Here is a 26,474-nt window from a genome sequence, read left to right on the forward strand (position 1 = left end):
GAGGAGAAGGGCCAATGCGCAATCGGAAAGGCGGCTTTGGTGAGTGTACCGCTGGAAATGATCAGGCGTGTCCTGTTGAGTACACGTTGGATGTGATTGGGGGCAAGTGGAAAGGGATTATTTTATACCATCTCATGTATGGGACTAAGCGATTTAGTGATTTTCGGCGGATCTGTCCGGGAATTACCCAGCGTATGCTGACACTTCAATTGCGCGAGCTGGAAGAGGATGGTGTCGTTCACCGTGAAGTCTACCAACAGGTTCCGCCTAAGGTCGAATACTCTCTCACCGAATTTGGAGAAACACTGATCCCGATTATTAACTTGATGAAGGATTGGGGAGAAGAATATAAAACAAAACAGCGATCACCAGCAAGCAGCCTCCAGCAACCTAGCCCCAATGTGTAGGTTTTTGAGACGGCTTCACGAAAAGACCTGGCCAATATTTTGGCAGGTCTTTTTATTTTAGTAGTGAAATAATACAAAGTTCGCTTTTTAGTTGACAGTAAGGATGGCGCTTGATATATTTCTTACGATATTGATAATCATTATCATGTTGAGATAAGGCTATTCCATATTACATAGGAGGCTAATAGGTTGAGGAACAAATCGATTTTTATGCTGGCTACTTTGATGCTTGTATTGGCTGTATTTATCAGCGCATGCGGCGGAAATAACACTGGAAATAATCCCGCTTCAACTTCAGGAGATAAGCAAGAGTCGGCTTCTACTGGAGAGACAAGAAGCTTTAAAACGGTTAAAGGGGATATTCAAATTCCCGCTAAGCCGCAGCGTATTGTAACGGATTTTTACGGCGGAGAGCTGCTGTCCGTGGGTGCTAACGTGGTGGGTGTAGAGCCGACTGCGTTTCAAAATCCTTTTTTGACCGATTTGCTAAAGGAAAAAGGAACCAAAGAGGTGGGTGATCCGACCAATTTGGAAAAGACGCTGGAACTCAAACCCGATCTAATCGTGGTTATGAAGGATACCAATTATGAGGCTTTGTCTAAAATCGCACCTACCCTGTACATTCCGTATGGTACGACGACTAATATCTATGATACGGTCAAGCTGTTCGGCGATATCACTGGGGAAAAGGAGAAGGCTGAGCAATTTATTGCTGCATTTGATAAAAAGGCTGCTGAAGGCCGTGCTCGTCTGAAAGGTGTTATTGACGAAAAGGCAACTTTCGGTTTGTATGAGCTGACAGACAAAAATGCACTTTGGATCTTTGGCGACAATGCGGGACGAGGCGGACAAGCTGTATACAATGCGCTCAAACTGAACATGCCGAAGAAGACAGCTAATTCCAAGGAACAAACCATACAGCTTTCAATGGAGGTACTGCCGCAGTATGACGCAGATTACATGTTCCTGACTACGTATGATCCAGACAAAAAGGGAACCGCGCTTAAGCAACTGAAATCGTCCGCTGTGTGGGGGAATCTGCCTGCGGTGAAGAATAATAAAGTGTTCTTTAATGATTTTGATACGTACTATCGCTACGATCCGATCGCTATTACCGGACAGATTGATATGGTTGTGGATATGCTGGTTGAAAGAGAGAAAGAGAATAAAGCTAAAAAATAGGTGTGAGATTCACCTGGAATAAGCACTTCACTACACGGACAACAGACCGCGGTGAGGTGCTTTTTTTGTTGAATTACTGAATAACGAAAAATGACAACACAAAGTATAATAAGCAAATATGTGATCTTTCAAGGAGTAATATACGCAAATTAGAAAGGAGGGAGTCTATTGGAAACATTCTCAACAAATGAAATCATTCAGGCTGATCTAATGGAAACATTTCATCGATTTTTCGGTTTAAATATAATTGAATCTGTGCCCATCCAACGAGGGTGGTTAAATCTAAAATGGAAAATCGCCACGAACAATGGGACTTTTTTATTAAAACAATATAATAAACAAAGATATAAATATTATAATTTTGATGATCTTTTGAGGGCGTTTTCTCAACAAAAAAGATTGCACGGGCTTGGTCTGGCCTGTCCACGGTTATTAAATCATGAGGGGCAGGTTTTTATGGAATCTGAACGGAGAGAACGCTTCCTAGTGATGGAATTTTGTCCAGGTACACTGGTTGCACCAGGGAAGGCTAATGTTTACCAATTATATGAGCTAGGCAAGGCAACTGGAAAAATGCACTGCTTGTTAAACGACGGTACGCTTAGGAGCAAAAATACCCCGAAACTTGTGCTTTCCAGCCGTAAGGAACGTTTAGCACATTGGGATTCAGTATGGAAACAAGCGAAGGAAGCTGATAAAAAAGAGCTTTTGGCTGATATCGAAACTCAGCGTAAAGCAACAGAAATGGTTAATATCGAGATGATAGATGCACTTACGCCCGGTTGGGCCCATCGTGACCTTTGGGCGGACAATGTCCTGTTTAACAATGATATGCTCAGTGCAATTCTGGATTTTGATCGACTAGATTATGACTATCCACAGTTGGATATTGCCCGAGCAGTCATGTCTTTTGCTTGGGATAAGCAGTTAAAACTTCCCCTTGTTTCAGCATTTATGGCGGGGTACAGGGAAGAGCGTGCGATGATAGAGGACAGTTTAACAAGATCATTACAATGGCTGTGGTATATGGAAAGTGTTTGGTGGATCAACGTCAATATGGACGAACATTCTGTGCCTATCCGATTCGCTAAAGAAATGAACTGGCTTGCTAGAAATTATAAAGTTCTGCCTGACTTATTAGCAGATATGTAGAGCTTACAGAGATAGAAAACAAAGCGTCAAACAAAACGAGTAAGACTTCCTGCATACTATACGCAGTATATAGAAACAAAAGACCAGTCCAACATGAATCATGTTCGGACTGGTCTTTTATTTACTACTTCGTCGTAATTACGATAGTATCTTCTTTTTGTATCCAATCTACCTTGGCTCCCAGTGTTTCGCTGATGAGCCTCAATGGAAGATAACCAATACCGTTCACCATGAAGGGCGGATTGGTGAGTTCTACAGATTTACCGTTCACTTTTGTTTGGCTGGTTTTGAAATTTATTTCTAGAGAGACGGGATGGTCTCCTGCCTTGGACTGATTCATTTTCGCTATTTTGCTGTTGTAATCATATGTGACCTCTGCCCCTAGTTTGTCAAATACGGAGCGGAGGGGAATAAATGCCTGGCCGTTGCGGGTAATCACACCGTTACTTAGAGGGACAGGTGTACCATTGAGACGGACGAGAATCGGCTTTTGCACAGGAACTGGCGTACTATAAAGAAATTCATAGTCGCCTATACCGAGTTGCGCGTGTTTGTTAACGCCCCACCCCCACAGGTCGCCGTTTGTTTTTTGCATGATGATGTGCCGTGGGCCTGCTTTGATGCTTTGAATATTTTTGGCAAGTAATGTAAAGGAGACATTGGAGGATAACTTTTCGCCATCTAGAGATGCAACATATACATTACCAGATGTGGTTAGAGCAAGGATGGAGCGTTCAACGAAAAAGGCGTCTTTAACATCCTTTACTCCTGTTAGCAGTATAGGAGTATTAGCATTGTGGTAGGTTGTATTGTCTAAGGCACCTGTAACGGTAGCCCCCCAGAACCATAGCCGACCTTGCTGATCAATCGCGAGATTGGAATACCTATTGGCCTTGATTGTCTTGATGCCTGATAAGGCATGAATTTGTGATACGGATAGAGTTTCGGACGGAGCTACATTTTTATCAAATTCTTTGGGCCACGTCCACACGGTACCATCTTTTTTTAAAGCTATGTTTTTAGCAATTGCCGTAATATCCTTTAATGATGAAATAGGTTCGAAGCCCTGCAATGCTTTTGTGTTTTTCCATACACTTCCGTCTTTTCTTAGGAATATCCAGCGTTCCTCATAATCCGGTCTTTCCTCATAGTAACTATCTATATGGGCAACCTCGTCGATGCCAGACAGGGTTCGAAAACGACTAAAGATATTTTTATCTCCGAGTTGATCAGCTGAAAATACATTCCCTTCGTTGCTAAGAGCGAGCATATGATCACCCAAACTACTTACAGTTGCGAGGTTCTGTAGTCCTTCCAGAGGAACAAATTTCACGGATTCAGAAATATTGTTTCTAGGCACATACCAAGCAGAGTGGTCTTGCAAGGTAAATACCAGATCGCCTTCGTTGATAATATTAGAGAATGTTTTTACAACGTTTGGCTTGCCCTCTATACGAGTCGGTACGGATTGATTATAGCCCCACAGCCACAAGCTTCCATCGGATTGAATCAGACTTCCGGAATCATAGGAGCGAATATGGGATGTGAAATCATCTCCGGCCGCCCATACCCTGGGACTGAGCAGGAATAACGTGATTATACTGAGTAATAGAGTACGTCTTTTCATACGATTTTCCTCATTTCTTGATCAATGTGTATAAGAGAAAAAATGTTCTTAAAGAATATCTCTTATCCATAGACGAAGAAAGTATAGAAAAGTTTTCCATAAGTAATAAATTGCAATAAAATAACCCCCAAACCCAACGATTAAAGATGGGTTTGGAGGTTATTTGTAATTAGCAAATAGGCAGAATATTTTGGTTATTACAGCTTGTGCACAGTTATGAGCTGATTAATTAGCAATTCGACTGCGCACAGTCAATAAGGTTTGCTCTTTAATTTGTCCGATTTCACGGAGGAGTACGGCTGTTTTGGCTTCGTAGGATTGTTTGACATCCAAGTCCTTGAGCGAGGTAAGGTTAATATCAATGGTAAGCAAGGCCGATTGAGCGGCTGCTTCAAACAAAATCGCGCCGATGCCCAGATCAGAGATCACATTTTTATTGGATATTTCAACAATGTTGTAGGCTTGTGATAGTCCGTCCCGGCATACTTCGAGCAGGCGCATAGGGACCTCAATGGCAGCAATCACCGCTGTTTGTAAGGAATGGGTACGATAGCGCTTTTCTTCGTCTGTTTCTTTGGGCAAACGCAACGCGGTCATGTACTGTTCAAAGGATTGGATGTCTGCGGCCATCAGTTCCTCACAATGTATAGACAATCTCTCCATGCTGCTAATGACTTGCGCGAATTGTTCACGGAAGTGCGCGTATTTTTCTCCTTGTGAAAGGTTGGCGGTCATGGAGGTCATAGCTGCGCCTAGTGCTGCAGCCAGCGCGGATACACTTCCTCCGCCGGGGGTAGGCGCTGCACTTGCAGCTTCTTTCAGAAAATGTGCGATGGACTGATTCCACGACAGTTCACTCATGAATAAACCACCTCTCTGGAGTAATGTTGCAGACGTATCGCTTTGAGCAAGTTTTTGTACAAAATGGCGGTCGTTAAGGTACCCACACCGCCGGGAACGGGAGAAATAGCATGTACCTTTTCTACAACGTCCGGAGCAGCGTCACCCACGATTTTTCCCTCCAGCGTCTCATTAATCCCTGCATCCACGAGAATCAAACCTGGATGCACCATATCCTGCGTAATCACATCAGGGCATCCAACTGCGACGAAGGCAATGTCTGCATGGTTCAGATGCTCTGCAATATCACGTGTACCTGCATGACAGGCGGTGACGGTGGCATTTTCTCTTTGCAGCATGTGGAAAAGGGGAAGTCCCACCGTCTGCCCAATGCCCACGAGCGTGACATTTTTGCCTGCCAAGGAGTGGCCGTAATGCTTCAACAGTTCAATACAGGCTTGAGGTGTAGCGGGGTACAGCCCTGCGTCACCCGTAACGGTAGCCAGCTTGTTATCAGGTGTAATTCCATCAATATCCTTGTAGGGAGCGATGGATTGTTTAATAACGGAGGCGGAAAGATGTTGAGGAAGCGGGAGTTCCAGCATAATGCCATGTACATGGGATGCATCATTTAGGGTGCCGATCAGGTGCAGAAGCTCGGCTTCACTTACATGACGATTAAAAGTATGGAGATGAAATGAGATGCCCAGCTTCTCTGCTATTTTTTGCTTGGTCCGTGCATAGTATGCAGATGCCGGATCACCTTCTACCAACAGGGTTGCCAGATGGGGACGGTGTCCTTGTTGTTTCATTTGCTCTACTTGGGAACGGATCGTTGCATACACTTGCTCAGCTGCTTCTTTGGATTTCATAATAATAGCCATAGTCCGAGCCTCCTCTGAATTTATCGCATAATAGAATCAACAGGGTGTCATGGTCTTAAAAAACGAAAAAAAGTATTTGCACAAGGTCGTCAAGACAGACGAATCCTCTGCAAATACTTCTCCCAGGCGAACGGTACGCTTTGTTTGTATGCTCCCTCGTGGTTGATTCCACTGACTTCGCCAGTCACATACAGCGTTATATATCTTACATTTTAACAAAAAAACAGCAGAAAGGAAACCCGCGAACATTTGGCAAACAGGTATGGTTAGTTGTCTATATGACAAATGTCATATGCCCGAACTGACGTTTATGACTACAGCAGATACAGCGGTCTCCTTATACTGAGCTTAGATCAACATGTACGCCTGACAGGATCAAGGTATGGGCTGCATTTTAAAGGAGGATCATAATGGGTATGACACAACTCCCGTTAGCTCAATTGAAAAAAAATATGGCTCCCTACGAGAAAATAAACACGAAATCCAGCGTTCTGCAACTTATCAATACCTTGGGGCCGCTAATCCTATTGTGGTATGCCGCTTATCTTAGCCTAGCGGTTTCTTACTGGCTTACGCTTCCAATTACCATTATTGCGGCAGGGTTTGTGGTACGGACGTTTATTATCTTTCATGATTGTGGTCATCAATCTTTTTTCAAAAGTCGCAAGCTGAACGATATTGTGGGAACGATTACAGGGATTATTACGCTCTGCCCTTATCACCAATGGAAAAATAGTCACGCGATCCACCATGCAACCAGCAGTAATCTGGATAAAAGAGGCACAGGTGATATGTGGGTGCTCACGGTAGAAGAGTACACAGCGGCTTCCACATGGACACGGCTGGCCTATCGTATATATCGAAATCCTTGGGTTATGTTCGGGCTAGGTCCGATCTATACTTTTTTGATTTCCTATCGGTTTAATGTCAAGACAGCCAAACATAAGGAAAAAATAAACACTTATGTGACGAATATATCCATCGTTGCATTGTATGCGCTGTTGTGCTGGGCTATTGGCTGGCAGGCATTCCTTCTGGTACAGACGCCTATCTTTTTTGTCTCTGGTATGTTGGGAATCTGGCTGTTCTATGTGCAACACCAGTTTGAGGATTCGTATTTTGAGCATGATGAAGAGTGGAGTTATATTAATGCGGCTGTAGAAGGCAGCTCTTACTACAAGCTCCCTAAAGTATTGCAATGGATTACGGGCAATATTGGTTTTCATCACGTTCATCACCTGAGCCCGAAAGTACCAAATTACAATTTGGAGAAAGCTCATGAAGCCACACCGTTGCTGCAAAAGGCGACCACGATCACGGTGAGTAGCAGTCTGCAATCTTTGAAATTCCGACTGTGGGATGAAAGTACCAAAACCTTTCTGACCTTTAAACAAGTAAAGCCGCTGCTTAGCAAACGTGTTGGCGCTTCAAAACCCATCCCTACACCTGTTGTAGGCACGGATAGAAAATAGACGTTGTACGGAAATTGGTATGTTAAGATAGGGATATCTAAAGTAGAAAAGGGTGGCAGGATGCAAAAGTGGTATCAGATTTTCCAAAGAAATACGGGACTTAGCCCTTATGTGTGGGTCGTCTTTTATATCCTGCCCTTTTACTATTTTAGCTCTTCATCTACAAGTCATATTATTCTGGGTACCGCGATTATTTTGGTGTTTTTTGCTTGTTATGTACTGGCTTTTGTCTCCCAAGGCTGGCTCATATACTTCTGGACCAGTGTGCAGATTGCTATATCGATTACGATGACGCTGCTATTTAGCTATATGTATTTTTCCATATTTATCGCTTATCTGATCGGTAATATTAAAAGTAAGGCTGCATTTACGACCCTGTATATTATTTTAATGGTTATTACGATTGGATTAATCAATTATGGGTTTGTTTCTCAGAATCCTGTTTTTATTAAGCAGATTCCTTTTATCTTGCTCAATCTGATCGGTGTGATCCTCCTTCCGATTACAAATTTTAATCGCAACAAGAGTGATCGGCTTCAGGTCCAATTAGAGGATGCCAATAAGAAAATATCGGAATTGATCAAGCTGGAGGAACGGCAAAGAATCGCGCGTGACCTGCACGATACCTTGGGTCAGAAGCTGTCACTCATTGGGCTGAAGAGTGATTTGGCAGGCAAGCTACTGGACCAGTATCCGGAACGGGCTCATGTCGAAATTAACGATGTTCGTCTCACGGCAAGAAGTGCGTTAAAAGAAGTACGGGAAATGGTTACTCAAATGCGCGGCATGAGACTAGAGGATGAACTGCTACGTATTCGGCAAATTTTAAAGGCTGCTCACATCGAACTGACCTTGGAGGGCGACCCGAAGCTGGAGCATACGTCATTAATGAATGAAAATGTGCTGAGCATGTGTATGAAGGAAGCCGTAACCAATGTAGTGAAGCACAGTGGAGCTACCGCTTGCTCCATCACCATTGAGCCGTCTCGTAAGGAATTGACCCTGCGGATTCAGGATAATGGAGTTGGTATTATGGGAGAAAATGCAGTCTTTCGGGGACATGGTCTGCAAGGCATGAAGGAAAGGCTCGAATTCGTGAACGGATGTATGGAACTGCTTTCCGATCAGGGAACGACCCTGGTCATTAAGGTGCCCAACATCACTGAAAAGCCGAATGAGGAGGTGGGGCCATGATTCGAATCGTTATCGCAGAAGACCAGCGTATGTTGCTGGGTGCTCTAGCCTCCCTGTTGGACTTGGAAGAAGACATGAAAGTAGTCGGAAAAGCAAGCAACGGGGAAGAAGCTATAGAGCTGGTGAAGCAACATCAGCCAGACATATGCATTATGGACATCGAAATGCCGATAAAAAGCGGATTGGATGCGGCAGAGGAACTCAGAGGCTTGAATTGCAAGGTGCTTATTTTAACAACGTTTGCTCGCCCCGGGTATTTTGAACGAGCGATTAAGGCAGGCACACACGGTTATTTACTCAAGGACAGTCCCAGTGAAGAACTGGCTTCCTCCATTCGCAGCATTATGGCAGGTCGGCGTATTTACGCTCCAGAACTGGTTGATGATGCTTATGCCGAGGTCAACCCGCTAACGGAGCGTGAAAAGACCGTGTTAGCGCTTATTGCTGACGGAAAGAACACCAAAGAGATTGCTGGTGAACTGTTTTTAACAACAGGGACGGTGCGAAATTATATTTCAGTCATTCTCGATAAGCTGGGTGTCAGCAACCGAATTGAGGCGATTACACGTTTTAATGAAAAAGGTTGGTTCAAATGAGAGACAGGCAAAAATATTAAGCAGAACAGGGACGCTATGAAGCCAAGCGTAGCTGCTCTGTTTTTTTGTTTTATCCATAGATTTGCTATGCCTCTAGCGTACTTCCTTGTGATACAATAGGATAGTTGTCCATAGGATGGACCTGGAGTACAAGGAGGAGCAGAACCGCATGAAACAAGCCCCATTTATAGCCGTTGAAGGGCCGATCGGAGCAGGCAAAACGACGTTAGCTTCGATGCTTTCAACCGAGCTACATTTGCCGATGATCAAAGAGATTGTCGAGGAAAACCCGTTTCTCGATAAATTCTATCAAAATATAGATGAGTGGAGCTTTCAGTTGGAAATGTTCTTTCTCTGCAATCGGTATAAGCAGCTAGAGGATACTGGTCTGCAATACATCGAGAAAGCCCAGCCTGTAATTTCAGATTACCATATCTATAAAAATCTGATTTTTGCTGAACGTACACTTAAGGGTGTGAAACTCGAAAAATATCGCCAAATCTATCATTTGCTCACAGATGACATGCCCAAGCCTGACATTATCGTTTATATTAGAGCAGATTTGGATACCTTGCTGGGCAGAATTCGTAAGCGCGGACGCTCCTTTGAACAGGAGATGGACCCTGCCTATCTGGAGCAATTGATTACGGATTATGATAAAGGCATTCAGTTTCTCGCCGAACAGTCACCTGCCCCTCGTATATTGACCGTAAACGGGAATGAAATTGATTTTGTAGAAAACCAGGCACAATTTGAACAAATTGTTTCCGATGTAAAGGAGCTTATATAGTGAATAATTACAACATTCCTGCAAATGCCCTGATTACGGTAGCGGGTACGGTGGGTGTAGGTAAATCCACGTTAACAGGTGCTTTGGCCAGTCGTCTTGGTTTTAAAACCTCGTTAGAGCAAGTCGATCATAATCCGTATCTGGAGAAGTTTTATCACGATTTTGAAAGATGGAGCTTTCATCTGCAGATCTATTTTCTCGCGGAACGCTTTAAGGAGCAAAAGAACATTTTCTTGTCTGGTGGAGGTTTTGTGCAGGATCGTTCCATTTATGAGGACACAGGCATTTTTGCGAAAATGCATGCCGATCAGGGAACAATGAACCCTACCGATTATCAAACATATACTAGCCTATTTGAGGCGATGGTCATGACCCCGTTCTTTCCACACCCTGATGTGCTGATCTATCTGGAAGGCAGCCTGACCTCCATACTGAGTCGGATCGAAGAACGCGGCCGCGAAATGGAGATTCAGACCGAGCGATCCTACTGGGAGCAAATGCATCGCAGATATTCCGATTGGATCAACGATTTTGATGCCTGTCCTGTACTGCGTCTCAACATTGATGAGTACGATGTACACGACCCTGCTTCCATGGATGCCATTTTGGCAGAAGTGGGCAAGGTGATCTCCAAAAAGTAGAGATATAACCTCAAAAAGCATACAAGGACTGTGGTACAATCAGTATAAATTAAGCTGATAGACCGCAGTCCTTTTTAATATGTGGAAGCATGGGAGATGACAAGCGGTATAGTGGACAAGTCTTGGCTGGAATGCGAGAATAGGAACATATATTAATTGTAATGACTCACGGGAAAGGATGGGATACTGTGATGCGTTTTGGTATCGTTGGAACGAATTGGATAACGGAAAGATTTATTCAAGCTGCGATAGAGACAGACGAATTTTCCCTGACCGCGGTGTACTCACGAACAGAGGAGAAAGGCCAAGCCTTTGCTGCCAAATATAACAGCCAGCCGGAGGTTTTTACAGATCTGGCACAAATGGCTGCAAGTGATCAGGTGGATGCCGTATATATTGCCAGTCCCAATTCTTTACATGCGGAGCAAGCGATCTTATGTATGAACCATGGAAAGCATGTGCTGTGTGAGAAGCCTTTTGCTTCTAATGCAGCAGAGGTGCAGAGTATGATCGAAGCCGCGCGCAACAATGATGTTCTGTTGATGGAGGCCGTTAAATCCACGCTTATGCCCAACTTTAAAATTATAAAGGATCATATGTATAAAATAGGCCGGGTTCGGCGTTATTTTGCAAGCTACTGTCAATACTCTTCACGCTTTGATGCTTTTAAGCAGGGCAAGGTGCTAAATGCCTTTAATCCGGCTTTTTCGAATGGTTCCTTGATGGATCTGGGAGTGTATTGTTTGTATCCAATGGTGGCATTGTTCGGCAAACCGGATGAGATCCGGGCGGTGGGTGTACTGTTATCCTCTGGTGTCGACGGCGAGGGCAGTATTGTGATGAAGTATCCGGATATGGATGCTATCGTCATGCATTCCAAAATTACAGATTCCTATTTGCCTGCCGAAATTCAGGGTGAGTATGGAACGATGGTGATCGACAAAATCAGCCAGCCCTATGAGGTGAAAATTCATTATCGGGACGGCACGATTGAGGATTTGACCAAGGCTCAGACGCGTGAGCCCATGTATTATGAAATTCAGGAATTTATTGATCTGATCAAGAGTGGGGAACGCAACAGTTCCATTAACTCTTTGGAGTGTTCGCTGACAGTCGCTGAAGTGATGGAGGAGGCAAGACAACAATTTGGTCTTCGTTATGAAGCGGATTTGAAAAATACCTCTGCACATTAGTTGGCTAGTGATTTAACAAAACCCTTACTAGCTTTCCAAGACTCCGCGACTGCTTCTTATATGGGGCAGTCTAGTTTTATGTGTCAAGAGTACCTAGAACATGAATAAGGCCTACCGGTTTCGCAAATTTTGCAAACATGCGGTAGGCCTTTTTTGGTTTATATACCTAACCTCATTTTTACAAAGCACTACATCTCAGCAAATAACGTATTAACAAATGATTGTTATGATCATATTTATAACTTTTACATATTAACTGCACAGAGGAGTGTACACATGTTTAAGAAGTTTCAAAAGTGGTCAGCAACATCAATGTCTGTTGCTCTTGCGCTAGGTTTGATTACGGGCCTGTCAGCCTTACCTGTTCATGCTGAGTCACCAGTGAACACAGATCAAGGTATTAGCAAAGTTACAGCTACATTTTATGGAGACACCAAAGCCTCCAAAGGATTTACCTGGTATACTTCAAAGCTTTTCACGAAGAGCACTGTTCAAGTAACCAAGAAAACGGCTTCTGAAGCTGATTTTACGAATGCTCTTACATTTGAAGGCACTTCCTCTCCATCGACCAATTCTCCAGAAGAGCTTGTCCATAAAGCTGTAGCTACAGGTCTTCAAGCGGACACAGCTTATTATTATCGTGTGGGTGATGCAGCGCGCGGGATATGGAGCGAAACAGGTACGTTTCAAACGGCTCCTAAGAACGGTGAATTTACCTTCATTGATTTAGCTGATACACAAGCGAAAAGCGAAGATGAAGCCATATTGTCTTCACAGACGCTCGAAAAAGCACTTCAAACCGTAAATAATGCTCAGTTTGTAGTTCACAACGGAGATATCGTAGATACCGGTACCAAAGAAGAGCAGTGGAACTGGTTGTTGGGACATTCACAAAAAAGTCTTTTGAATACAACCATTGTTCCTTCAGCAGGTAATCACGAGGATGAGAACTACGCTTTTTATGATCACTTTAATATTAATCAACCAGCGGGTTCTGCTACTAAAACAGGAGCGTACTACTCCTTTGATTACAGCAATGCTCACTTTATTGTACTGAACTCCAATGAGGACTCAGAGAAATATGCCAATTTTTCTGAAGATCAAGTTGAATGGTTAAAGAAAGATGCTGCGGCAGCCAAAAAGGCAGGTGCAAAGTGGATCATTGTTAATATTCACAAAGGTCCCTACACTACCTCTAACCATGCAACAGATGCTGACATCATGGATAACAATGGAGTTCGTAACCAAATCGCTCCACTCATGGACAAACTTGATATCGACTTTGTCGTGCAGGGGCATGATCATATTTATGCTCGGACGAAACCAATCAACCAAGAGGGTAAAGCAACAACGCCAACCAAATTAAAAGATAGATTAAATGAAAAGACGATTGAATATAGTGTGAATCCGGATGGAAGTATCTATGTCATCCCAGCAACTGCTGGCCCTAAAGTTTACTACAAGAACCCGAGTGAAAAGCTTGGAGATAAGTACTATAACCTCTTTGAATTAGCTGAAGAGAATCATGCGGCAGTATATGGCCCAGATCCGAGTGACAATCGTAGACCTGTACGAGGACAGGTGCAGAATTTTGTTGGCATCACTGTCGACGAAAATAAACTTACAGCCGTAACGTACGAAATTGATCAAAACAAAAATGATGCCAAACCTTTTATTGTGGATCAATTCGGAATCATCAAAAAATATCAGTAAAATTGATTAATGGTTTCTAAATGATCATAAAAGGATATCCTACAGTCTGTTTGGCTGCATGGATATCCTTTTTCATTTTCTTAGGGACTTTCTTATAGAGACGTCTGATGTTGTGCTTGTAATACTTACGCCCTGTTCGGAAGCGGGTAAACCGTACATAATGCTATTAAGAGATCCAAAGTTTAAAAATAGAATGCTCACTTTTACATATAGAAATTTTCTTGCAAAATATGGAGGGATAAAACGATGGCTTATCAAGAAATCAATGGAGTACGCGTATGGGGAGCACCTGATCCGGGGGCATTATCTCAAGCCCGCACATGTGCCGAAAATGGTAATGTGATTCAGGCGCTACTGATGGCAGATCATCATAAAGGCTACAGTCAGCCCATTGGCGGTGTGATGGTGTATGACGGACAAATTTCACCTTCAGGTGTAGGGTATGATATCGGCTGCGGAAATAAGGCGGTAAGAACCAAGCTGTCTGCCGCAGACATTATGCCGCGTATTTCAACCGTGATGGATGAGATTGCACGTCAGATTTCATTTGGCGTAGGTCGTGTGAATGAGATTCAGGTGGACCATGAGCTGTTTGATGACCCGGATTGGGCGGTATATGCAGCGATTGGGAAGCAAGAGCATGACAAACTGAAGTCCTTGGCGAGAGAACAGCTGGGTACAGTAGGAAGTGGCAATCATTTTGTTGATGTATTTGTAGAGGAAGCGACAGGACAGGTCTGGATTGCCAATCATTTCGGCAGCCGGGGCTTTGGGCATAAAACAGCAAGCGGGTTTCTAAATTTGGCCGCAGGACGGGAGTTTCTCGGAAAGGCGCCGGGAGAACATATGGATCAGCCGCCTGTACTACTGGATATGAACAGTGAGCTGGGGGATATGTACTATCGTGCAATGCGCCTTGCCGGACGTTATGCTTATGCAGGACGTGACCATGTGATAGAACAAGTGCTTGGTATTATGGGGACCGAAGCGGACTTTACGGTGCATAATCACCATAATTACGCGTGGAAAGAACAGCATGATGGACGCGACACCATTGTGGTCCGCAAAGGCGCAACCCCCTCGGCCCCTGGTCAAATGGGCTTTATTGGAGGAAGCATGGGGGATATCTCGGTGATTGTGCGTGGGAAAGATTCGGTAGAAAATCGGGATTCCTACTATAGCACAGTCCATGGCGCAGGTCGTATTATGAGTCGTACCCAGGCAGCCGGTAAAATGAATTGGAAAACCCGTACGCGTAGCGGAGGGCAGATTACGGACCTACAGATGAAGGAGGCTGTTCGAAACTACGGTGTCGAGCTGCGCGGAGCAGGTACAGACGAAAGCCCGTTCGTCTACCGCAAACTGCGTGAGGTGCTGGACGCTCATTCCGAGACTGTTGAAGTTATGCATGTGCTGAAGCCAATCGGGGTATGCATGGCTGGGGCCAATGAGTTTGACCCATATAAGGATTAATGAAAAGAGAAGGAAGAATGGTGTGTACCCATAAAAAAGACGATGCCCGGCAGAAGTTTCATTCGCTGAGCATCGTCTTTAAAGTACATATATGCATATATAATAGAAGGAACTCATGGCTTGATGTGCTTGTTAGCAGCTCTAAATCTTACAGTTGATCAGCAAAAAGCTGTTCTTTAATATAAGCGACAGGCATTTCTTGCCCTGTCCATAATTCGAAGGCAAGTGCGCCCTGCCACAGCATCATGCCCAGACCGTTAATGGCGGTTGCACCTACGGACTCAGCTTGTTCCATCAGTTTGGATTTAGCTGGGCTGTACACTACATCGGTCACGATCAGGTCGGAACGAAGCATGGACACATCCTCAATGACACTTTTGCCTTCCAGCGGTTTCATACCCACACCTGTACCATTAGCGAAAATATGACTTGTAAGAATCTCTTCACGCAGCTTCTCTTGATCCTCTAGTGCATAGATATTCGCCTTGACTTGGGCATGTTTCATCTCTTCATTAATAATACGAACATTCTCTTCCGCCCGGGCAAAGAACTGGTCATTACGAGCGAAAATTGAAATTTCAGCGAGGCCAGCTCGAGCGGCTTCAATAGCAATCGGTGTTGCAGCACCGCCTGAGCCGACGAGTGTCATTTTCTTACCTTTCAGATCAATGCCGTGCTCCTGCAAGTTACGAACATAACCAGATCCATCTGTACTGTAGCCTTTCAGCTTACCATCCGTATTCACGACAGTGTTGACGGCACCTGTAAATTTAGCGCTGTCGTCCAGCTCGTCAAGGTACTGTAAGATGGCTGTTTTGTTGGGCATGGACACATTGTAGCCGCGTATGTTTAGAGCGCGCATCCCCCGTACCACTTCTTCGAGTTGTTCATTGCCTACTTCAAAGGCCATATATGCGTTGTTTAGCCCCAGTTTCTCAAACGCAAGATTATGCATAGCCGGGGACAAAGAGTGTCCGATCGGTGTAGCTAGCAGTCCGATTAATTGTGTTCTTCCGTCAATACGTCCAGCGTTTTTCATAATAAGCCTCCAAGTGATCTGTGTAGTTTAATGAAACACTTTTTTATATCGATAAGCAACAAACACGGCCAGCAAAATACTGACTACGGCAATCGCAATATCTAGAATGAATACCGAGGTAATTCCCAGACTTTTGGACATGCTCCCGGTAGCTAAAGGCATCAGGATGAACGATAGGCTGGCTGCTATGTTTACGAGAGAAGTCGTAGTTCCTTTGTTCTTGCGGAAAAATTCCGTCATGACCGTAAGGGCAATTTGGAAGATACCCGCAGTAGACAAGCCGATTAAGAATGAACTGATCAAGGTAGCGACAGGATTGTGCCATACAATTAAAGCGAGCAAAGAAAGCAGGGCAATAAGCGGATACACAATCATGACGGTAATAGGCTTAATGAATCTACCAAGTACCACAGCCAACAAAATAACGGAAACTAGTGAACCTATACTATAGTAGCTAAGCAGCTTAATAGCGCTGGCTTTGTCCATGCCAAGAGCTTCTTGTCCAAAGGTAGGAAGCCATAGCTGCACGATCATGAACAATACAGTTGAAGTAAAACCGATAATAATCAGAGACAAGCCTTCTTGCCAAAACTTAGACTCGCTGTGGAACGAATCCGTTGATTGACCAGCCTCGGCTGGAGCCTTTTGTTCCTCTGCTTTGTGGTTGGGGAAAGCGGTCATCGACAAGAAAATTCCGTTCAGCAGATAAATTCCTGCTGGAATAAAGAAGGAATATCCATAGAACATATCGTGATTAATAAAAAATGCAATCATGAACGGAATAACAATGGCACCGATCGAGATGGATGCTTTGACCAGGACGGTTGCAGACCCGGCTTTTTTTCCGAACCCTTCAATGAGTGCGGGATAAGTCCCCGCATCCATCATTGAGTTGCAGAGCCCTGCGATAATGGCAAACACGAATGCCAACGTGTAGTTAGGTGCAAGCGGAATACCGATTAGGAAGATTAAATAAGCAAATGATGCAATAACAATGAGTGGTTTCCTTCCATATTTATCTGACATTTTTCCGGCTACTCCGAGAGCGAGCAGTTTACCGATTCCAATCGCTGACACCAGATAGCCGATGGCTGCTTTATCCGTGTTCAATTGCACGGTCAGAAAGCTCATATTCGACGAGAGAATAACATTAATCATACCCAGAAGAAAATAGTTGATATAAAGCCCTGTTGCCATTCTGATATAAGGATTTTTCATAAGTGTAACTCCCAACTTAAATTTTAGATCAATGGCCTAGATAGGCATCGTCCAGGTCTATTAAAGTACGCCCACAAACAAGTGAAAATATTCACATAATGTCTATGTTTTAATTATATAAGGGGTGTTATTATAAATCCAATGCATATTTTTATCGTTTTTCATAGTTTAAATCTATAATTTAAAATATGAATTAAAGAGGGAGTGTACATTCTTATGAATCTGAAGCACTTACAATATTTTCGTGTACTTGCAGAGCTGGAGCATTTTACCCAGGCAGCTGCGCGGCTATGTATCACTCAACCCAGTTTAAGTCATGCGATTTCAGAATTAGAAAAGGATTTGGGTGTTCATCTGTTTGAAAAGCAGGGGAGAAATATTCGACTAAACAAATACGGGCGATTTTTTCTGAAATATGTGGAGCACGCGATGGATGAATTGGAAAAGGGGGAGCATAACTTACGGGAATTAGTGAGTCCAAGCCATGGGAATATAGATTTGGCGTTCATTTACACGTTAGGTTCACACTTCATTCCAGCAATAATCCAAGCTTTTTCAGCTCAAGATGCCCGTAAAGACATTTCCTTTTCGTTTCACCAAGGGAATACGAACGATATTATTCAAGGTCTGAAGCAGGAACACTATGACGTGGCGTTCTGCTCTCACGTGGAAAATGAACCAGAAGTGGAGTTTATTCCGCTGGCTCAGCAGGAACTGGTGGTCATTGTTTCCCCTGATCATCCGCTGGCTTCGCTGGACCAAATTGATCTTAAGGATACAGCGGATTACCCGGTGATCTTCTTCAACAAAAAGAGTGGGATTCGGCCCATTATTGAAAATTTGTTCGCCAAGGCAGGCGTTACGCCACAGATTATTTGCGAGATTGAAGAAGATACGGCAATGGCAGGACTGGTGTCTATCAATTACGGGATCGGAGTTATGCCCCGCATTTCATCGTTAGATTATTTTAACGTCAAAACATTGCCTATTGTAAATCCAGAATACGAGCGTTTTATCTACCTAGCCAGCATTAAAAATAGATACTTATCCCCGGCAGTAGTAGAGTTTCGGAACTTTGCCCTAAGTTATGGCAAGGAGTTTTATCTGAAAACGCATCAGCGTGTCTAAGCCGGATTCTCGCAATTTTAAACTTGATAAATTTTAAATTGTGTTCTATACTTCATCATCGACACAAGCAATGTGAAATGATTCACGTTTTGATACTACAAGACTTACTTACAAAAGCAGGTGAATTCATGATGAAACGTTCTTCTATTCCAGTGGCGACAGGTCTTTATGTGAACTATCTTTTGTTCGGCATGTTTAATATTATGCTGGCGTCACACATGTCCTTTTTAACAGAGCATTTGCATACAGATCAGGCAGGCATCAGTCTCTTGGTTTCCGCGATGGGGTTTGGCAGACTGTTTACGCTGTACATATCCGGAGTGCTCTCCGACCGCTATGGTCGCAAACCGTTTATTGTGGCCGCAGGGCTGCTGATGGCCGTATTCTTGGTCGGTATACCGCTGAGTCCCACCTTTGAGATGGCGATGGTACTGGCTGTGCTGGCAGGTGTAGCGAATTCTTTTCTTGATTCAGGTACTTATCCAGCTTTGATCGAGGCTTTTCCCCAATCCTCTGGTTCGGCTACAGTGTTGGTGAGAGGTTTTATATCCATTGGGGCGGCATTTTTACCGCTAATGATTATCTTTTTTATGAATCACGATATTTTTTACGGGTTCTCTTTCCTTATACCAGCACTGATATTTGCATTGAATGCGATCTACTTGTTCAGAATGAAGTTTCCAGACATGCGCGTACAGCCCAACAAGGGGCAAAGTGGCGGTACTTCCGTATCTAGCGCCAAGCAGACGGGGAATTTAAAGGCAAATGATCCGAGTAAACCGCGGTTTTGGCAGGAAGGTGTGTGTCTTATCTTGCTTGGATTTACAGGACCTACCTTGCTGTATATTGTGCAGTTATGGCTGCCTACTTTTGGGCAACAGTTTATCGGCATGACGGAATCAGAGTCTCTGAGGCTATTAGTTTATTACAATATGGGTTCGCTGGTTTCCGTATTTGTATTGGTCATTGTATTGAGAAAATGGGTTAAACCTGTTCATATCATCCTTATTTATCCTTGCATTTCCTTGTTGGCTTTTGGAGCGCTTCTTCTTTTCAAATCTGGGGCTGCCGCCATTATTTGTGCGAGTGTCATCGGGTTTTCAATATCGGGTGTACTTCAGCTGACGTTAACCGTAATGAGTGAATTTTTTAGTCAACGAAAAGGACAGATTACCGGGTTTATTTATACCGCAACTTCGCTGTCCTATACACTCATTCCCGTGTTTACAGGCTTTCTTTTGAAGCATTCTCAGATTTCCAGTGTGTTTATGCTGGCTATTATTGTGAATGCACTTGGAATCGCACTGGCGGTGTTTGTTAATTTTCGCTACAGTGCCGTTTTTCCTGCAAAACGAGAATTGTCTCCTCAAATCGTACTGGATACGAAATAACTAGCGACTGAACCTAATCATCTGCATGCTTATTCAGAATGCGTTATACTATGAATTATTGTGAATGTTCGACTTGAAACTGTAATTGGGGAGTGAGATAGATATGGGAAAAATCGTAAAGATAAATGATGTACGGATCGGTGAAGGAGCGCCTAAAATATGTGTTCCCATGGTGGGAGAAACGTTGGAGCAGTTGAAGGAAGAGGCTGCCCATTTACGAACACTCGACCTGGATATCGTAGAGTGGAGAGTCGATTTTTTCGAGCATGTGGAAGATCTGGAAAAGGTAAAGGCTGCCTTACATGAAATTCGGTCTATTTTAGCCAATATTCCACTCGTATTTACGTTCCGTAGCGCCCGAGAAGGTGGAGAAAAGGAAATCAGTGCGGCAAGTTATGTGGAATTGAATCGTACAATAGCCGCAACGGGGCAAGTCGAACTTATTGATGTAGAGCTTTTTAATGAGGAAGCTGATGTGAAGACACTGGTAGAAGCAGCACATAAGCATAACGTGTATGTGATTATTTCTAATCATGATTTCCAAAAAACACCATCGAAAGAGGAAATTGTGTCCCGGTTGCGTAAGGCACAGGAATTGGGCGGCGATCTGCCTAAAATAGCGGTGATGCCAACTAATACAGCCGATGTACTGACCTTACTGGACGCCACACGCACTATGGCAGAAGAGTATGCTGATCGGCCAATTATCACAATGTCGATGGCGGGAAAAGGTGTCGTGAGCCGTCTGACCGGAGAACTGTTTGGTTCAGCTTTGACTTTTGGTGCTGCCAAGAAAGCTTCCGCGCCGGGACAGATTCCTGTCACTGAACTGAGAGAAATATTGCAGGTGCTGCATAGCCATTCTTAAAAGACGCAGGTATTGCTCGCTAGTGAGCAAGTTATCCGCAATGAACACAAAGGAGGACCCCAAGCGATAAGCATTGCTGGGGCCCTCCTTTGTGTAACGCTTAATTCAATCCCCGAGTTGGTTCATACAATTCCCAACCCAGATTCAGCGTTTGAATAATATAGTCTGCGACTTCTTCCGCATCCAACTGATCGGTATCGATCTTGGAGTGATTCACCGCGTAAATGTCCTGTCTGGAACGGAAAAGATTTTCAATTTCCTCCAGCGTCTTGTTTTGCAGATTAGGGCGGGTGTCAATCAGCATCTTGAGCCGATCTTTCCAGGAGTCCCAATTTAAATCCAAGAAGAACACAATGGAGGAAGCCAAACAAGCCTGCTTCACCTCTTCCTGTAAAAACGCACCACCGCCAACAGAAATGATTTTGAGGCGTGTATTGCTGCACAACTTCAAAATATGTTCTTTTTCAATCTCGCGGAAACGCTTCTCTCCGTAAGTTTTGAAAATTTCTGTTGTAGGCATGTTGTACTCTTGTTCAATCTCCTGATCAATATCGACAAAATCGCGATACAGTTTGCGCGCTAGATGGGAACCGATCGTTGTTTTGCCTACGCCCATAAAGCCGATGAGCACAATATTTTGTTCTTTTAATGGAATCTCACTATTGTTTTGCACGATAACCACTCTTTTCTCACCAGTAATGTTGAGATGTAACGCTTCAAAGCACTAAATACATTATACGTTCATCAACCGTGTCATTCAATAGTATAGAGCACATCAGCAATGAGGTATACGATAAAAGAGACTCTGATTACCAATGGAGTGATAAACAACATGTAAACGAGATGAGGTATTCAAGTGTTATTTAATGCGTAAATGGAAGAAAAACAAACTTGTACAAGTATAAAAGAGGCAATATTGTGTACTTAATTGAAAAAAAGGACATATTTTGCCGAAAAACGTATTGAAATTATTGGAAGTAGGAATATAATAGAGTTATGCAAATTGTAAATGTAATCGCTATATTTACAATTTGTGATTGATTGAATTTATAAAAATGAAGCTACTTTGAACCAAAAACCAAGTATACATATGCAAATAGTTAAATATCACTTTACGGACATGTATCGGTCAATGGGTTCATTGTACGAAGGTGGTGATACGGTCTACGCGCTTGCGCTCTAGTCAACGGAGAATTGGAGATAAGAATAAAAAACAATCTACGAGAGGGATGAATTGAAATGAAAACAAACACAGCTAAAGTATTGAAAAAGGGAATGAGTATTGCTTTATCCGGTATGCTGATCGCATTATTTGTCGGCAATTATTCTGCTCATGCAGCTCCAGAGGTCGTTCATAAGACCATACTTGTAAAAGCCGGAGAAGTATACGATGGTAAAGGCAAGACCGTAGTGGCTGACCCCGATACCTTGGGAGATGGAAGCCAAAAAGAGGCTCAAAAGCCTATCTTCAAGCTTGAAAATAATGCAACGCTGAAAAATGTGATCATCGCCGCGCCTGCTGCGGATGGTGTGCATGTATATGGCAATGGCACCATTTCCAACGTAACGTGGGAGGATGTCGGTGAAGATGCATTGACGCTTAAAGAACCAGGCACAGTGAATATTACAGGCGGTGGAGCATACCATGCATATGATAAAGTGTTCCAAATCAATGCCGAAGGCACAATTAACATTAAAAATTTTAGAGCCGATGATATCGGTAAGCTGGTTCGCCAACTTGGGGGCTCTACTTTTAGAGTGAATATGACTTTGGATAACTCGGATATTTCCAACGTGAAGGATTCGATCCTGAGATCCGACGGTCCTAACAGCAAAGCTAAAATTACGAATACTCGTTATCATAATGTAAAACAATTGTTCAAAGGCTTTAAATCTAGCAACACGAGCGAGTCCGGCAATACTAAATACTAATCGTTAGCGTAGGATAGGAGTACGGATAGGAAAAGGGGCTGTCCAACAGGTCGTATGATCTGATAGGACAAGCCCCTTTTTGGTACGTTGAGTTACCCAAAAGATGATCTGGGCTTCGTTCAGAACAAGGACTATGTTATGATCGTGCTATTACATTTTATACAAAAGAAGTTGGGTGGCTATGAATCTATTTCATCAATATGTGAATGTAGACGGTACTTTGAATGATACGCTGGTGCGCGATCGTGAAATTTTATATACAGGTACGAATGGCCGGCATGTGGAACGTTTTTACGTGTCCTCCTCTGAAAGTTATATATTTAAACCACTAACCAATGACGATCAGAAGGGGCACGAGAGATGGGTGTACGAGCATGTGCTTCCCGCATTACCACCCATCTATCCCCAATTGCTAGCTTGGTCTGATGCAGACGCAGATGACGGAGGAGAATGGATGGTATTTGAGGACCTTGGTCCGTTACATCATGTTCACGCAGACAAAACCCTATTGGAAGCTGTAGGACTTGTTGCAAGGTGGCATGCTTTGCCACTGGATTATTTTGCAGGAATGCCATTGCGGGGACCGAAGCCGCTCATTCAGGAGATGGTTTCTGAACTGCACATACGCAAGCCAGATATATTAGAGCTTTGCAGCTCACTCGGTTTTTCCAAGCAACACATGCAGCGTATTTATGTACAACTGGAGCATCTATCTTTTTCACACCAGCTTGTACTGTCTCATGGTGATCTTCATCCGGGGAACTATGCGCTGAGTGGGGAGCAGTTAAAGGTATTGGATTGGGAGCATGTTCATCTAAACACACCGCTGTGGGATGTATATCACCTGATCGACATGTCCCATCCGTTATTCCCCCGACATATGACGTCTGAATTGCGTATTCGTATGCTAGACACCTATCTGGAACAGCTGGAGCTGTTGGGGATACAGGTAGATCGAACGGCATTTATACAGGAATATGGTATGTTTGCTGTGGTATTTTCGCTTTGGATGCTATTACTAATCACAAGTGATTTGCAAAGGATTAAAAAGGAGCTGCATAGAAATAGCAACAAATGGTCAAAAGAGCAATTAGAGTCCCAGTTGGATGAAACGTTAGCTTGTTTAAACCAATGTACAGCGATGATGGATTGGGGACAAGTCCAACCATGTAAGCAGTGGCTTTAGTGGGCTTAAGGCATAGATTCTATATAGTTAGCCAAAGAAGGTAGGGAAATAAATCCATGAAAAAAGTCGGTTTGGTCATGAGAAAAATACAATTTGCTGAAGCGCAGGGTCCTCGTATTTTTGCAGAACGTCTGAAGCAGATCGGATTGGAACTGGGGGTGGATATCGTATTTGTATCACCGGAGCGCCATGTAAGCAGCCATGACTGGCTTCCGGGCTATGAGCACGAAAAGGGTGACCTGGTCAATTATGACGTCGTGCTGGATCAACTGCACGAGCAGCAGATTGAGCACGTTATTTATACGGTATCTGGCTTTACCTATTTGAATATGTTTTTTAAAAACAGCGTGCTTTTTCCACATAGTTTTCCAGACCCGGCACTGACAGGCTATGAGATGATGAAGCCTTTTTATCAGATCGTGGACAAGGCTATCGTACAGACTGCCTTTCTCAAGCAGGAGATGGCCTCGAAGTTTGGCGTAACCGATGTGACAGTCATCCCGATCGGATTTAATGAGCGGTTGGTGGAAAAGCATTTTGATCCCTCACAAGTGGTGGAGAACCGGGTGATGTGGATTGGTAGAGATGAAGAGAATCGGCGTCCGGATCTGGTACTGGAGTATGCGCGGCATAATCCTGATAAGGATGTCTATATGGTATTTGGTGGTGAACGCTACAAGGAAAGCATGAAGAAGTACGACATCCCGGACAATGTAAAACTTCAATTTGCGCTAACGCAAGACGAGGTGTTTGCACTGATGAACACGGCGAAGGTGTATTGGAGCTGCTCCAAATTCGACACGTTCGCGATGCCGCTGACCGAAGCGCTAGCCATGGGGAAAATCGTCGTCAAGCCTGAGCATCCTTGCTATGGGCACATCAGCTCTACACATTCATTTTCGGGGAATGAGAAGAACTGGTTCGAACTGGTCAATATGGCTGCGGCTTCACCTCGCCGGGTTTCGACAGAAAACCAGGCATACGCCATGGAACAGTTTTCAAGTCAGGTGATGAAGCAGGGATATAGGGATTTTTTCGATGGTTGGTTAAGCTGAACACCGAGACAGGTTGCGTGGATTTAGACCTTAAAAAAGGGACTTTCGCTCTAATGAACGAAAGTCCCTTTTCTTATGACTGTATCTCTGCTATCGCTTCAGTATGAGCCGTCTTGCGATCCATCATGTAGCTGACCAGCATCAGCAGCAGACCGCCGACAGTAATGAGTGATGCAACCCATGGAATGGCGGACAGCCCCATTTGGTTAATCACGACTCCCCCGATAAAAGCACCACCTGCGTTACCCAGATTCAATGCGGAATGGCTGGAGGTAGAGGCTAGCAAAGGAGCCTCATAGGCCAGATTCATGATGCGAACCTGAATACCCGGCATGATGCCGAATGCAGCAATCCCCCAGATGAATACAGTGATAACGGCCAGTACCTGGCTTTGAAGTGTAAACGTCAGAATGGCCAGAATAATGGCCAGTACAGCATAGTTTGCAATCAAGGAGGGAAGCAGCTTCCAATCTGCGAGCTTGCCGCCAACGATGTTCCCAATTGTGACGCCTAGGCCGAACAGGACAAGAATCCAGGTAATGCTGTGTTCGGCAAAGCCACTAATATCCGTAAGCATGGGCGTAATGTACGTAAAGACAGTGAACAAGCTACCACAGCCAACTGCACCTGTCAGCAGCATCAGCAGCACTTTTGGATTAAATAAGCTCTTGACTTCTTGCTTGAGACTGGAAGGCTTGTCCTGCTGAATCACCGGAATGTAACGAATAATTCCGAAGAGAGAAATCAAGCCGATCACAACAATGGCTCCAAAGGAAGCGCGCCAGCCGAGCTGCTGTCCGATAAAGGTGCCGAAGGGCACGCCAATAATGTTCGCTACCGTCAATCCGGTTAGCACCATAGAGATGGCTCCTGCCCGCTTATCAGCACGAACCAGCCGGGCAGCGATCAAGGAACCTGCTCCCAAGAAGGTTCCGTGCGATAACGCAGTAGCCATACGGGCCGCAATCAGCAGTTCGTAGTTAGGAGCAATGACGGAAAAAAGATTGCCTAAAATGAATATAGACATCAGCAGACACAACAGCTTTTTTTGCGGAACCTTATGGGTTAATACAGTAAGCACAGGTGCGCCAATGGCCACACCAAGCGCGTAACTGGTGATTAATTGCCCGGCTTGCGGAATCGTAACATGAAGATCATGGGCTACATTGGGCAGAAGTCCCATAATGACGAATTCGGTCATGCCGATGGCGAAGGCACCAAGGGTTAACCATAGCAAGGAGGGGGGGAAGCGATTAGCTGTCATATTTTCTTGAGTACTCATAAGTTTCTTGTATCCTCCTGAAAAAATAGTAATGCGAGTATATCATTCCAGGCAACATCTGGCGACCCATTTTGCAAGAATTTTACATACTAAGTTGATAAGGTTTGTGTAATTTACAAAAGCGACAGGTTGGAAGGAGCCAATTATGTTATTTTGGTAGTATGATATGAAGATAGGAAATGACGTTGAAGGAATGATCCGGGGAGGATAT

Annotated in this window: 24 protein-coding genes and 1 riboswitch; of the genes, 17 read left to right on the forward strand and 7 right to left on the reverse strand. The window is 44.0% G+C overall.

The window, feature by feature from the left end; genetic code table 11:
• Positions 1 to 14: 14 nt before the first annotated feature.
• From PPM_RS04555 to PPM_RS04565, 3 genes are all read left to right on the forward strand, one after another.
• The gene (locus PPM_RS04555; RefSeq protein ID WP_013369546.1) at positions 15 to 407 is read left to right on the forward strand and encodes a winged helix-turn-helix transcriptional regulator; all 393 of its coding nucleotides are present in this window, start codon (positions 15 to 17) and stop codon (positions 405 to 407) included.
• A gap of 189 nt (positions 408 to 596) precedes the next feature.
• Entirely contained in the window at positions 597 to 1,589 is a 993-nt protein-coding gene (locus tag PPM_RS04560) for an ABC transporter substrate-binding protein (protein WP_013369547.1), read from the forward strand.
• A gap of 168 nt (positions 1,590 to 1,757) precedes the next feature.
• Complete coding sequence (locus tag PPM_RS04565) at positions 1,758 to 2,741, forward strand: phosphotransferase (protein WP_013369548.1); 984 nt, start codon at positions 1,758 to 1,760, stop codon at positions 2,739 to 2,741.
• A gap of 124 nt (positions 2,742 to 2,865) precedes the next feature.
• Here the strand turns inward: PPM_RS04565 and PPM_RS04570 are convergent, their stop codons facing one another.
• The 3 genes from PPM_RS04570 to PPM_RS04580 all read right to left on the reverse strand — a co-directional run bounded on the left by PPM_RS04570 (position 2,866) and on the right by PPM_RS04580 (position 6,092).
• Positions 2,866 to 4,368 carry a stalk domain-containing protein gene (locus PPM_RS04570; RefSeq protein WP_013369549.1) on the reverse strand — a complete coding sequence of 501 codons (1,503 nt, stop codon included), beginning with the start codon at positions 4,366 to 4,368 and terminating at the stop codon, positions 2,866 to 2,868.
• 225 nt (positions 4,369 to 4,593) lie between these two features.
• Positions 4,594 to 5,229: a cyclodeaminase/cyclohydrolase family protein gene (locus PPM_RS04575; RefSeq protein WP_013369550.1), complete on the reverse strand. Its 636-nt coding sequence runs from the start codon at positions 5,227 to 5,229 to the stop codon at positions 4,594 to 4,596.
• Entirely contained in the window at positions 5,226 to 6,092 is an 867-nt protein-coding gene (locus PPM_RS04580) for a bifunctional 5,10-methylenetetrahydrofolate dehydrogenase/5,10-methenyltetrahydrofolate cyclohydrolase (protein WP_013369551.1), read from the reverse strand. The genes PPM_RS04575 and PPM_RS04580 overlap by 4 nt, the downstream gene beginning before the upstream one ends.
• 113 nt (positions 6,093 to 6,205) lie before the next feature.
• Positions 6,206 to 6,290, reverse strand: a riboswitch (ZMP/ZTP riboswitch).
• A gap of 212 nt (positions 6,291 to 6,502) precedes the next feature.
• Between PPM_RS04580 and PPM_RS04585 the strand changes: the two genes are divergently transcribed.
• From PPM_RS04585 to PPM_RS04620, 8 genes are all read left to right on the forward strand, one after another.
• On the forward strand, positions 6,503 to 7,564 hold the full coding sequence (locus PPM_RS04585; RefSeq protein WP_013369553.1) for a fatty acid desaturase: 1,062 nt from the start codon (positions 6,503 to 6,505) through the stop codon (positions 7,562 to 7,564).
• Positions 7,565 to 7,624: 60 nt separating this feature from the next.
• Positions 7,625 to 8,758, forward strand: coding sequence for a sensor histidine kinase (locus tag PPM_RS04590; protein WP_013369554.1), 1,134 nt, complete (start codon positions 7,625 to 7,627; stop codon positions 8,756 to 8,758).
• On the forward strand, positions 8,755 to 9,354 hold the full coding sequence (locus PPM_RS04595) for a response regulator transcription factor (protein WP_013369555.1): 600 nt from the start codon (positions 8,755 to 8,757) through the stop codon (positions 9,352 to 9,354). The genes PPM_RS04590 and PPM_RS04595 overlap by 4 nt, the downstream gene beginning before the upstream one ends.
• 169 nt (positions 9,355 to 9,523) lie before the next feature.
• Positions 9,524 to 10,144, forward strand: coding sequence for a deoxynucleoside kinase (locus PPM_RS04600; RefSeq protein WP_014599501.1), 621 nt, complete (start codon positions 9,524 to 9,526; stop codon positions 10,142 to 10,144).
• Positions 10,144 to 10,785, forward strand: coding sequence for a deoxynucleoside kinase (locus tag PPM_RS04605; RefSeq protein WP_013369557.1), 642 nt, complete (start codon positions 10,144 to 10,146; stop codon positions 10,783 to 10,785). Before PPM_RS04600 ends, PPM_RS04605 begins: the two co-directional genes overlap by 1 nt.
• Before the next feature lie 191 nt (positions 10,786 to 10,976).
• Positions 10,977 to 11,978, forward strand: a complete 1,002-nt coding sequence (locus PPM_RS04610) for a Gfo/Idh/MocA family protein (RefSeq protein WP_013369558.1) — start codon at positions 10,977 to 10,979, stop codon at positions 11,976 to 11,978.
• A 276-nt stretch (positions 11,979 to 12,254) separates the two neighbouring features.
• Positions 12,255 to 13,691, forward strand: a complete 1,437-nt coding sequence (locus tag PPM_RS04615; protein WP_013369559.1) for a purple acid phosphatase family protein — start codon at positions 12,255 to 12,257, stop codon at positions 13,689 to 13,691.
• Between the two features lie 246 nt (positions 13,692 to 13,937).
• The gene (locus tag PPM_RS04620) at positions 13,938 to 15,164 is read left to right on the forward strand and encodes an RtcB family protein (RefSeq protein WP_013369560.1); all 1,227 of its coding nucleotides are present in this window, start codon (positions 13,938 to 13,940) and stop codon (positions 15,162 to 15,164) included.
• 148 nt (positions 15,165 to 15,312) lie between these two features.
• Here PPM_RS04620 and PPM_RS04625 read toward each other — a convergent pair whose 3' ends face one another.
• Entirely contained in the window at positions 15,313 to 16,203 is an 891-nt protein-coding gene (locus PPM_RS04625; RefSeq protein ID WP_013369561.1) for a shikimate dehydrogenase, read from the reverse strand.
• Between the two features lie 27 nt (positions 16,204 to 16,230).
• A complete protein-coding gene (locus PPM_RS04630) occupies positions 16,231 to 17,421 on the reverse strand; it encodes an MFS transporter (RefSeq protein WP_013369562.1) in 1,191 nt (396 codons plus the stop codon).
• A gap of 216 nt (positions 17,422 to 17,637) precedes the next feature.
• Between PPM_RS04630 and PPM_RS04635 the strand changes: the two genes are divergently transcribed.
• The 3 genes from PPM_RS04635 to aroD all read left to right on the forward strand — a co-directional run bounded on the left by PPM_RS04635 (position 17,638) and on the right by aroD (position 20,808).
• Positions 17,638 to 18,549, forward strand: coding sequence for a LysR family transcriptional regulator (locus PPM_RS04635; RefSeq protein ID WP_013369563.1), 912 nt, complete (start codon positions 17,638 to 17,640; stop codon positions 18,547 to 18,549).
• Between the two features lie 128 nt (positions 18,550 to 18,677).
• Positions 18,678 to 19,940 (forward strand): MFS transporter, encoded by a 1,263-nt coding sequence (locus PPM_RS04640; protein WP_013369564.1) that lies wholly within the window; start codon positions 18,678 to 18,680, stop codon positions 19,938 to 19,940.
• Between the two features lie 103 nt (positions 19,941 to 20,043).
• The gene (aroD, locus tag PPM_RS04645) at positions 20,044 to 20,808 is read left to right on the forward strand and encodes a type I 3-dehydroquinate dehydratase (protein WP_013369565.1); all 765 of its coding nucleotides are present in this window, start codon (positions 20,044 to 20,046) and stop codon (positions 20,806 to 20,808) included.
• 100 nt (positions 20,809 to 20,908) lie between these two features.
• Here aroD and PPM_RS04650 read toward each other — a convergent pair whose 3' ends face one another.
• A complete protein-coding gene (locus PPM_RS04650) occupies positions 20,909 to 21,481 on the reverse strand; it encodes a shikimate kinase (RefSeq protein WP_025677396.1) in 573 nt (190 codons plus the stop codon).
• A gap of 566 nt (positions 21,482 to 22,047) precedes the next feature.
• Between PPM_RS04650 and PPM_RS04655 the strand changes: the two genes are divergently transcribed.
• The 3 genes from PPM_RS04655 to PPM_RS04665 all read left to right on the forward strand — a co-directional run bounded on the left by PPM_RS04655 (position 22,048) and on the right by PPM_RS04665 (position 24,981).
• Positions 22,048 to 22,740 (forward strand): pectate lyase, encoded by a 693-nt coding sequence (locus PPM_RS04655; protein ID WP_013369567.1) that lies wholly within the window; start codon positions 22,048 to 22,050, stop codon positions 22,738 to 22,740.
• Positions 22,741 to 22,921: 181 nt separating this feature from the next.
• The gene (locus PPM_RS04660) at positions 22,922 to 23,926 is read left to right on the forward strand and encodes an aminoglycoside phosphotransferase family protein (RefSeq protein ID WP_013369568.1); all 1,005 of its coding nucleotides are present in this window, start codon (positions 22,922 to 22,924) and stop codon (positions 23,924 to 23,926) included.
• A gap of 56 nt (positions 23,927 to 23,982) precedes the next feature.
• Entirely contained in the window at positions 23,983 to 24,981 is a 999-nt protein-coding gene (locus PPM_RS04665; RefSeq protein ID WP_013369569.1) for a glycosyltransferase, read from the forward strand.
• A gap of 73 nt (positions 24,982 to 25,054) precedes the next feature.
• Here the strand turns inward: PPM_RS04665 and PPM_RS04670 are convergent, their stop codons facing one another.
• Positions 25,055 to 26,263 (reverse strand): MFS transporter, encoded by a 1,209-nt coding sequence (locus PPM_RS04670; RefSeq protein ID WP_013369570.1) that lies wholly within the window; start codon positions 26,261 to 26,263, stop codon positions 25,055 to 25,057.
• Positions 26,264 to 26,474 lie beyond the last annotated feature (211 nt).

This window comes from Paenibacillus polymyxa M1 (assembly GCF_000237325.1).
GTDB classification, from domain to species: Bacteria; Bacillota; Bacilli; order Paenibacillales; family Paenibacillaceae; genus Paenibacillus; species Paenibacillus polymyxa_C.

Bases quoted from the DNA above. Each gene is read 5' to 3' on its own strand.
- PPM_RS04670 (WP_013369570.1), bottom strand. From the start codon at position 26,263: ATGAGTACTCAAGAAAATATGACAGCTAATCGCTTCCCCCCCTCCTTG.
- PPM_RS04635 (WP_013369563.1), top strand. From the start codon at position 17,638: ATGAATCTGAAGCACTTACAATATTTTCGTGTACTTGCAGAGCTGGAG.
- PPM_RS04575 (WP_013369550.1), bottom strand. From the start codon at position 5,229: ATGAGTGAACTGTCGTGGAATCAGTCCATCGCACATTTTCTGAAAGAA.
- PPM_RS04620 (WP_013369560.1), top strand. From the start codon at position 13,938: ATGGCTTATCAAGAAATCAATGGAGTACGCGTATGGGGAGCACCTGAT.
- PPM_RS04640 (WP_013369564.1), top strand. From the start codon at position 18,678: ATGATGAAACGTTCTTCTATTCCAGTGGCGACAGGTCTTTATGTGAAC.
- PPM_RS04595 (WP_013369555.1), top strand. From the start codon at position 8,755: ATGATTCGAATCGTTATCGCAGAAGACCAGCGTATGTTGCTGGGTGCT.
- PPM_RS04625 (WP_013369561.1), bottom strand. From the start codon at position 16,203: ATGAAAAACGCTGGACGTATTGACGGAAGAACACAATTAATCGGACTG.
- PPM_RS04610 (WP_013369558.1), top strand. From the start codon at position 10,977: ATGCGTTTTGGTATCGTTGGAACGAATTGGATAACGGAAAGATTTATT.
- PPM_RS04655 (WP_013369567.1), top strand. From the start codon at position 22,048: ATGAAAACAAACACAGCTAAAGTATTGAAAAAGGGAATGAGTATTGCT.
- PPM_RS04615 (WP_013369559.1), top strand. From the start codon at position 12,255: ATGTTTAAGAAGTTTCAAAAGTGGTCAGCAACATCAATGTCTGTTGCT.
- PPM_RS04580 (WP_013369551.1), bottom strand. From the start codon at position 6,092: ATGGCTATTATTATGAAATCCAAAGAAGCAGCTGAGCAAGTGTATGCA.
- PPM_RS04590 (WP_013369554.1), top strand. From the start codon at position 7,625: ATGCAAAAGTGGTATCAGATTTTCCAAAGAAATACGGGACTTAGCCCT.
- PPM_RS04585 (WP_013369553.1), top strand. From the start codon at position 6,503: ATGGGTATGACACAACTCCCGTTAGCTCAATTGAAAAAAAATATGGCT.
- PPM_RS04555 (WP_013369546.1), top strand. From the start codon at position 15: ATGCGCAATCGGAAAGGCGGCTTTGGTGAGTGTACCGCTGGAAATGAT.
- PPM_RS04600 (WP_014599501.1), top strand. From the start codon at position 9,524: ATGAAACAAGCCCCATTTATAGCCGTTGAAGGGCCGATCGGAGCAGGC.
- PPM_RS04660 (WP_013369568.1), top strand. From the start codon at position 22,922: ATGAATCTATTTCATCAATATGTGAATGTAGACGGTACTTTGAATGAT.
- PPM_RS04665 (WP_013369569.1), top strand. From the start codon at position 23,983: ATGAAAAAAGTCGGTTTGGTCATGAGAAAAATACAATTTGCTGAAGCG.
- PPM_RS04630 (WP_013369562.1), bottom strand. From the start codon at position 17,421: ATGAAAAATCCTTATATCAGAATGGCAACAGGGCTTTATATCAACTAT.
- PPM_RS04570 (WP_013369549.1), bottom strand. From the start codon at position 4,368: ATGAAAAGACGTACTCTATTACTCAGTATAATCACGTTATTCCTGCTC.
- aroD (WP_013369565.1), top strand. From the start codon at position 20,044: ATGGGAAAAATCGTAAAGATAAATGATGTACGGATCGGTGAAGGAGCG.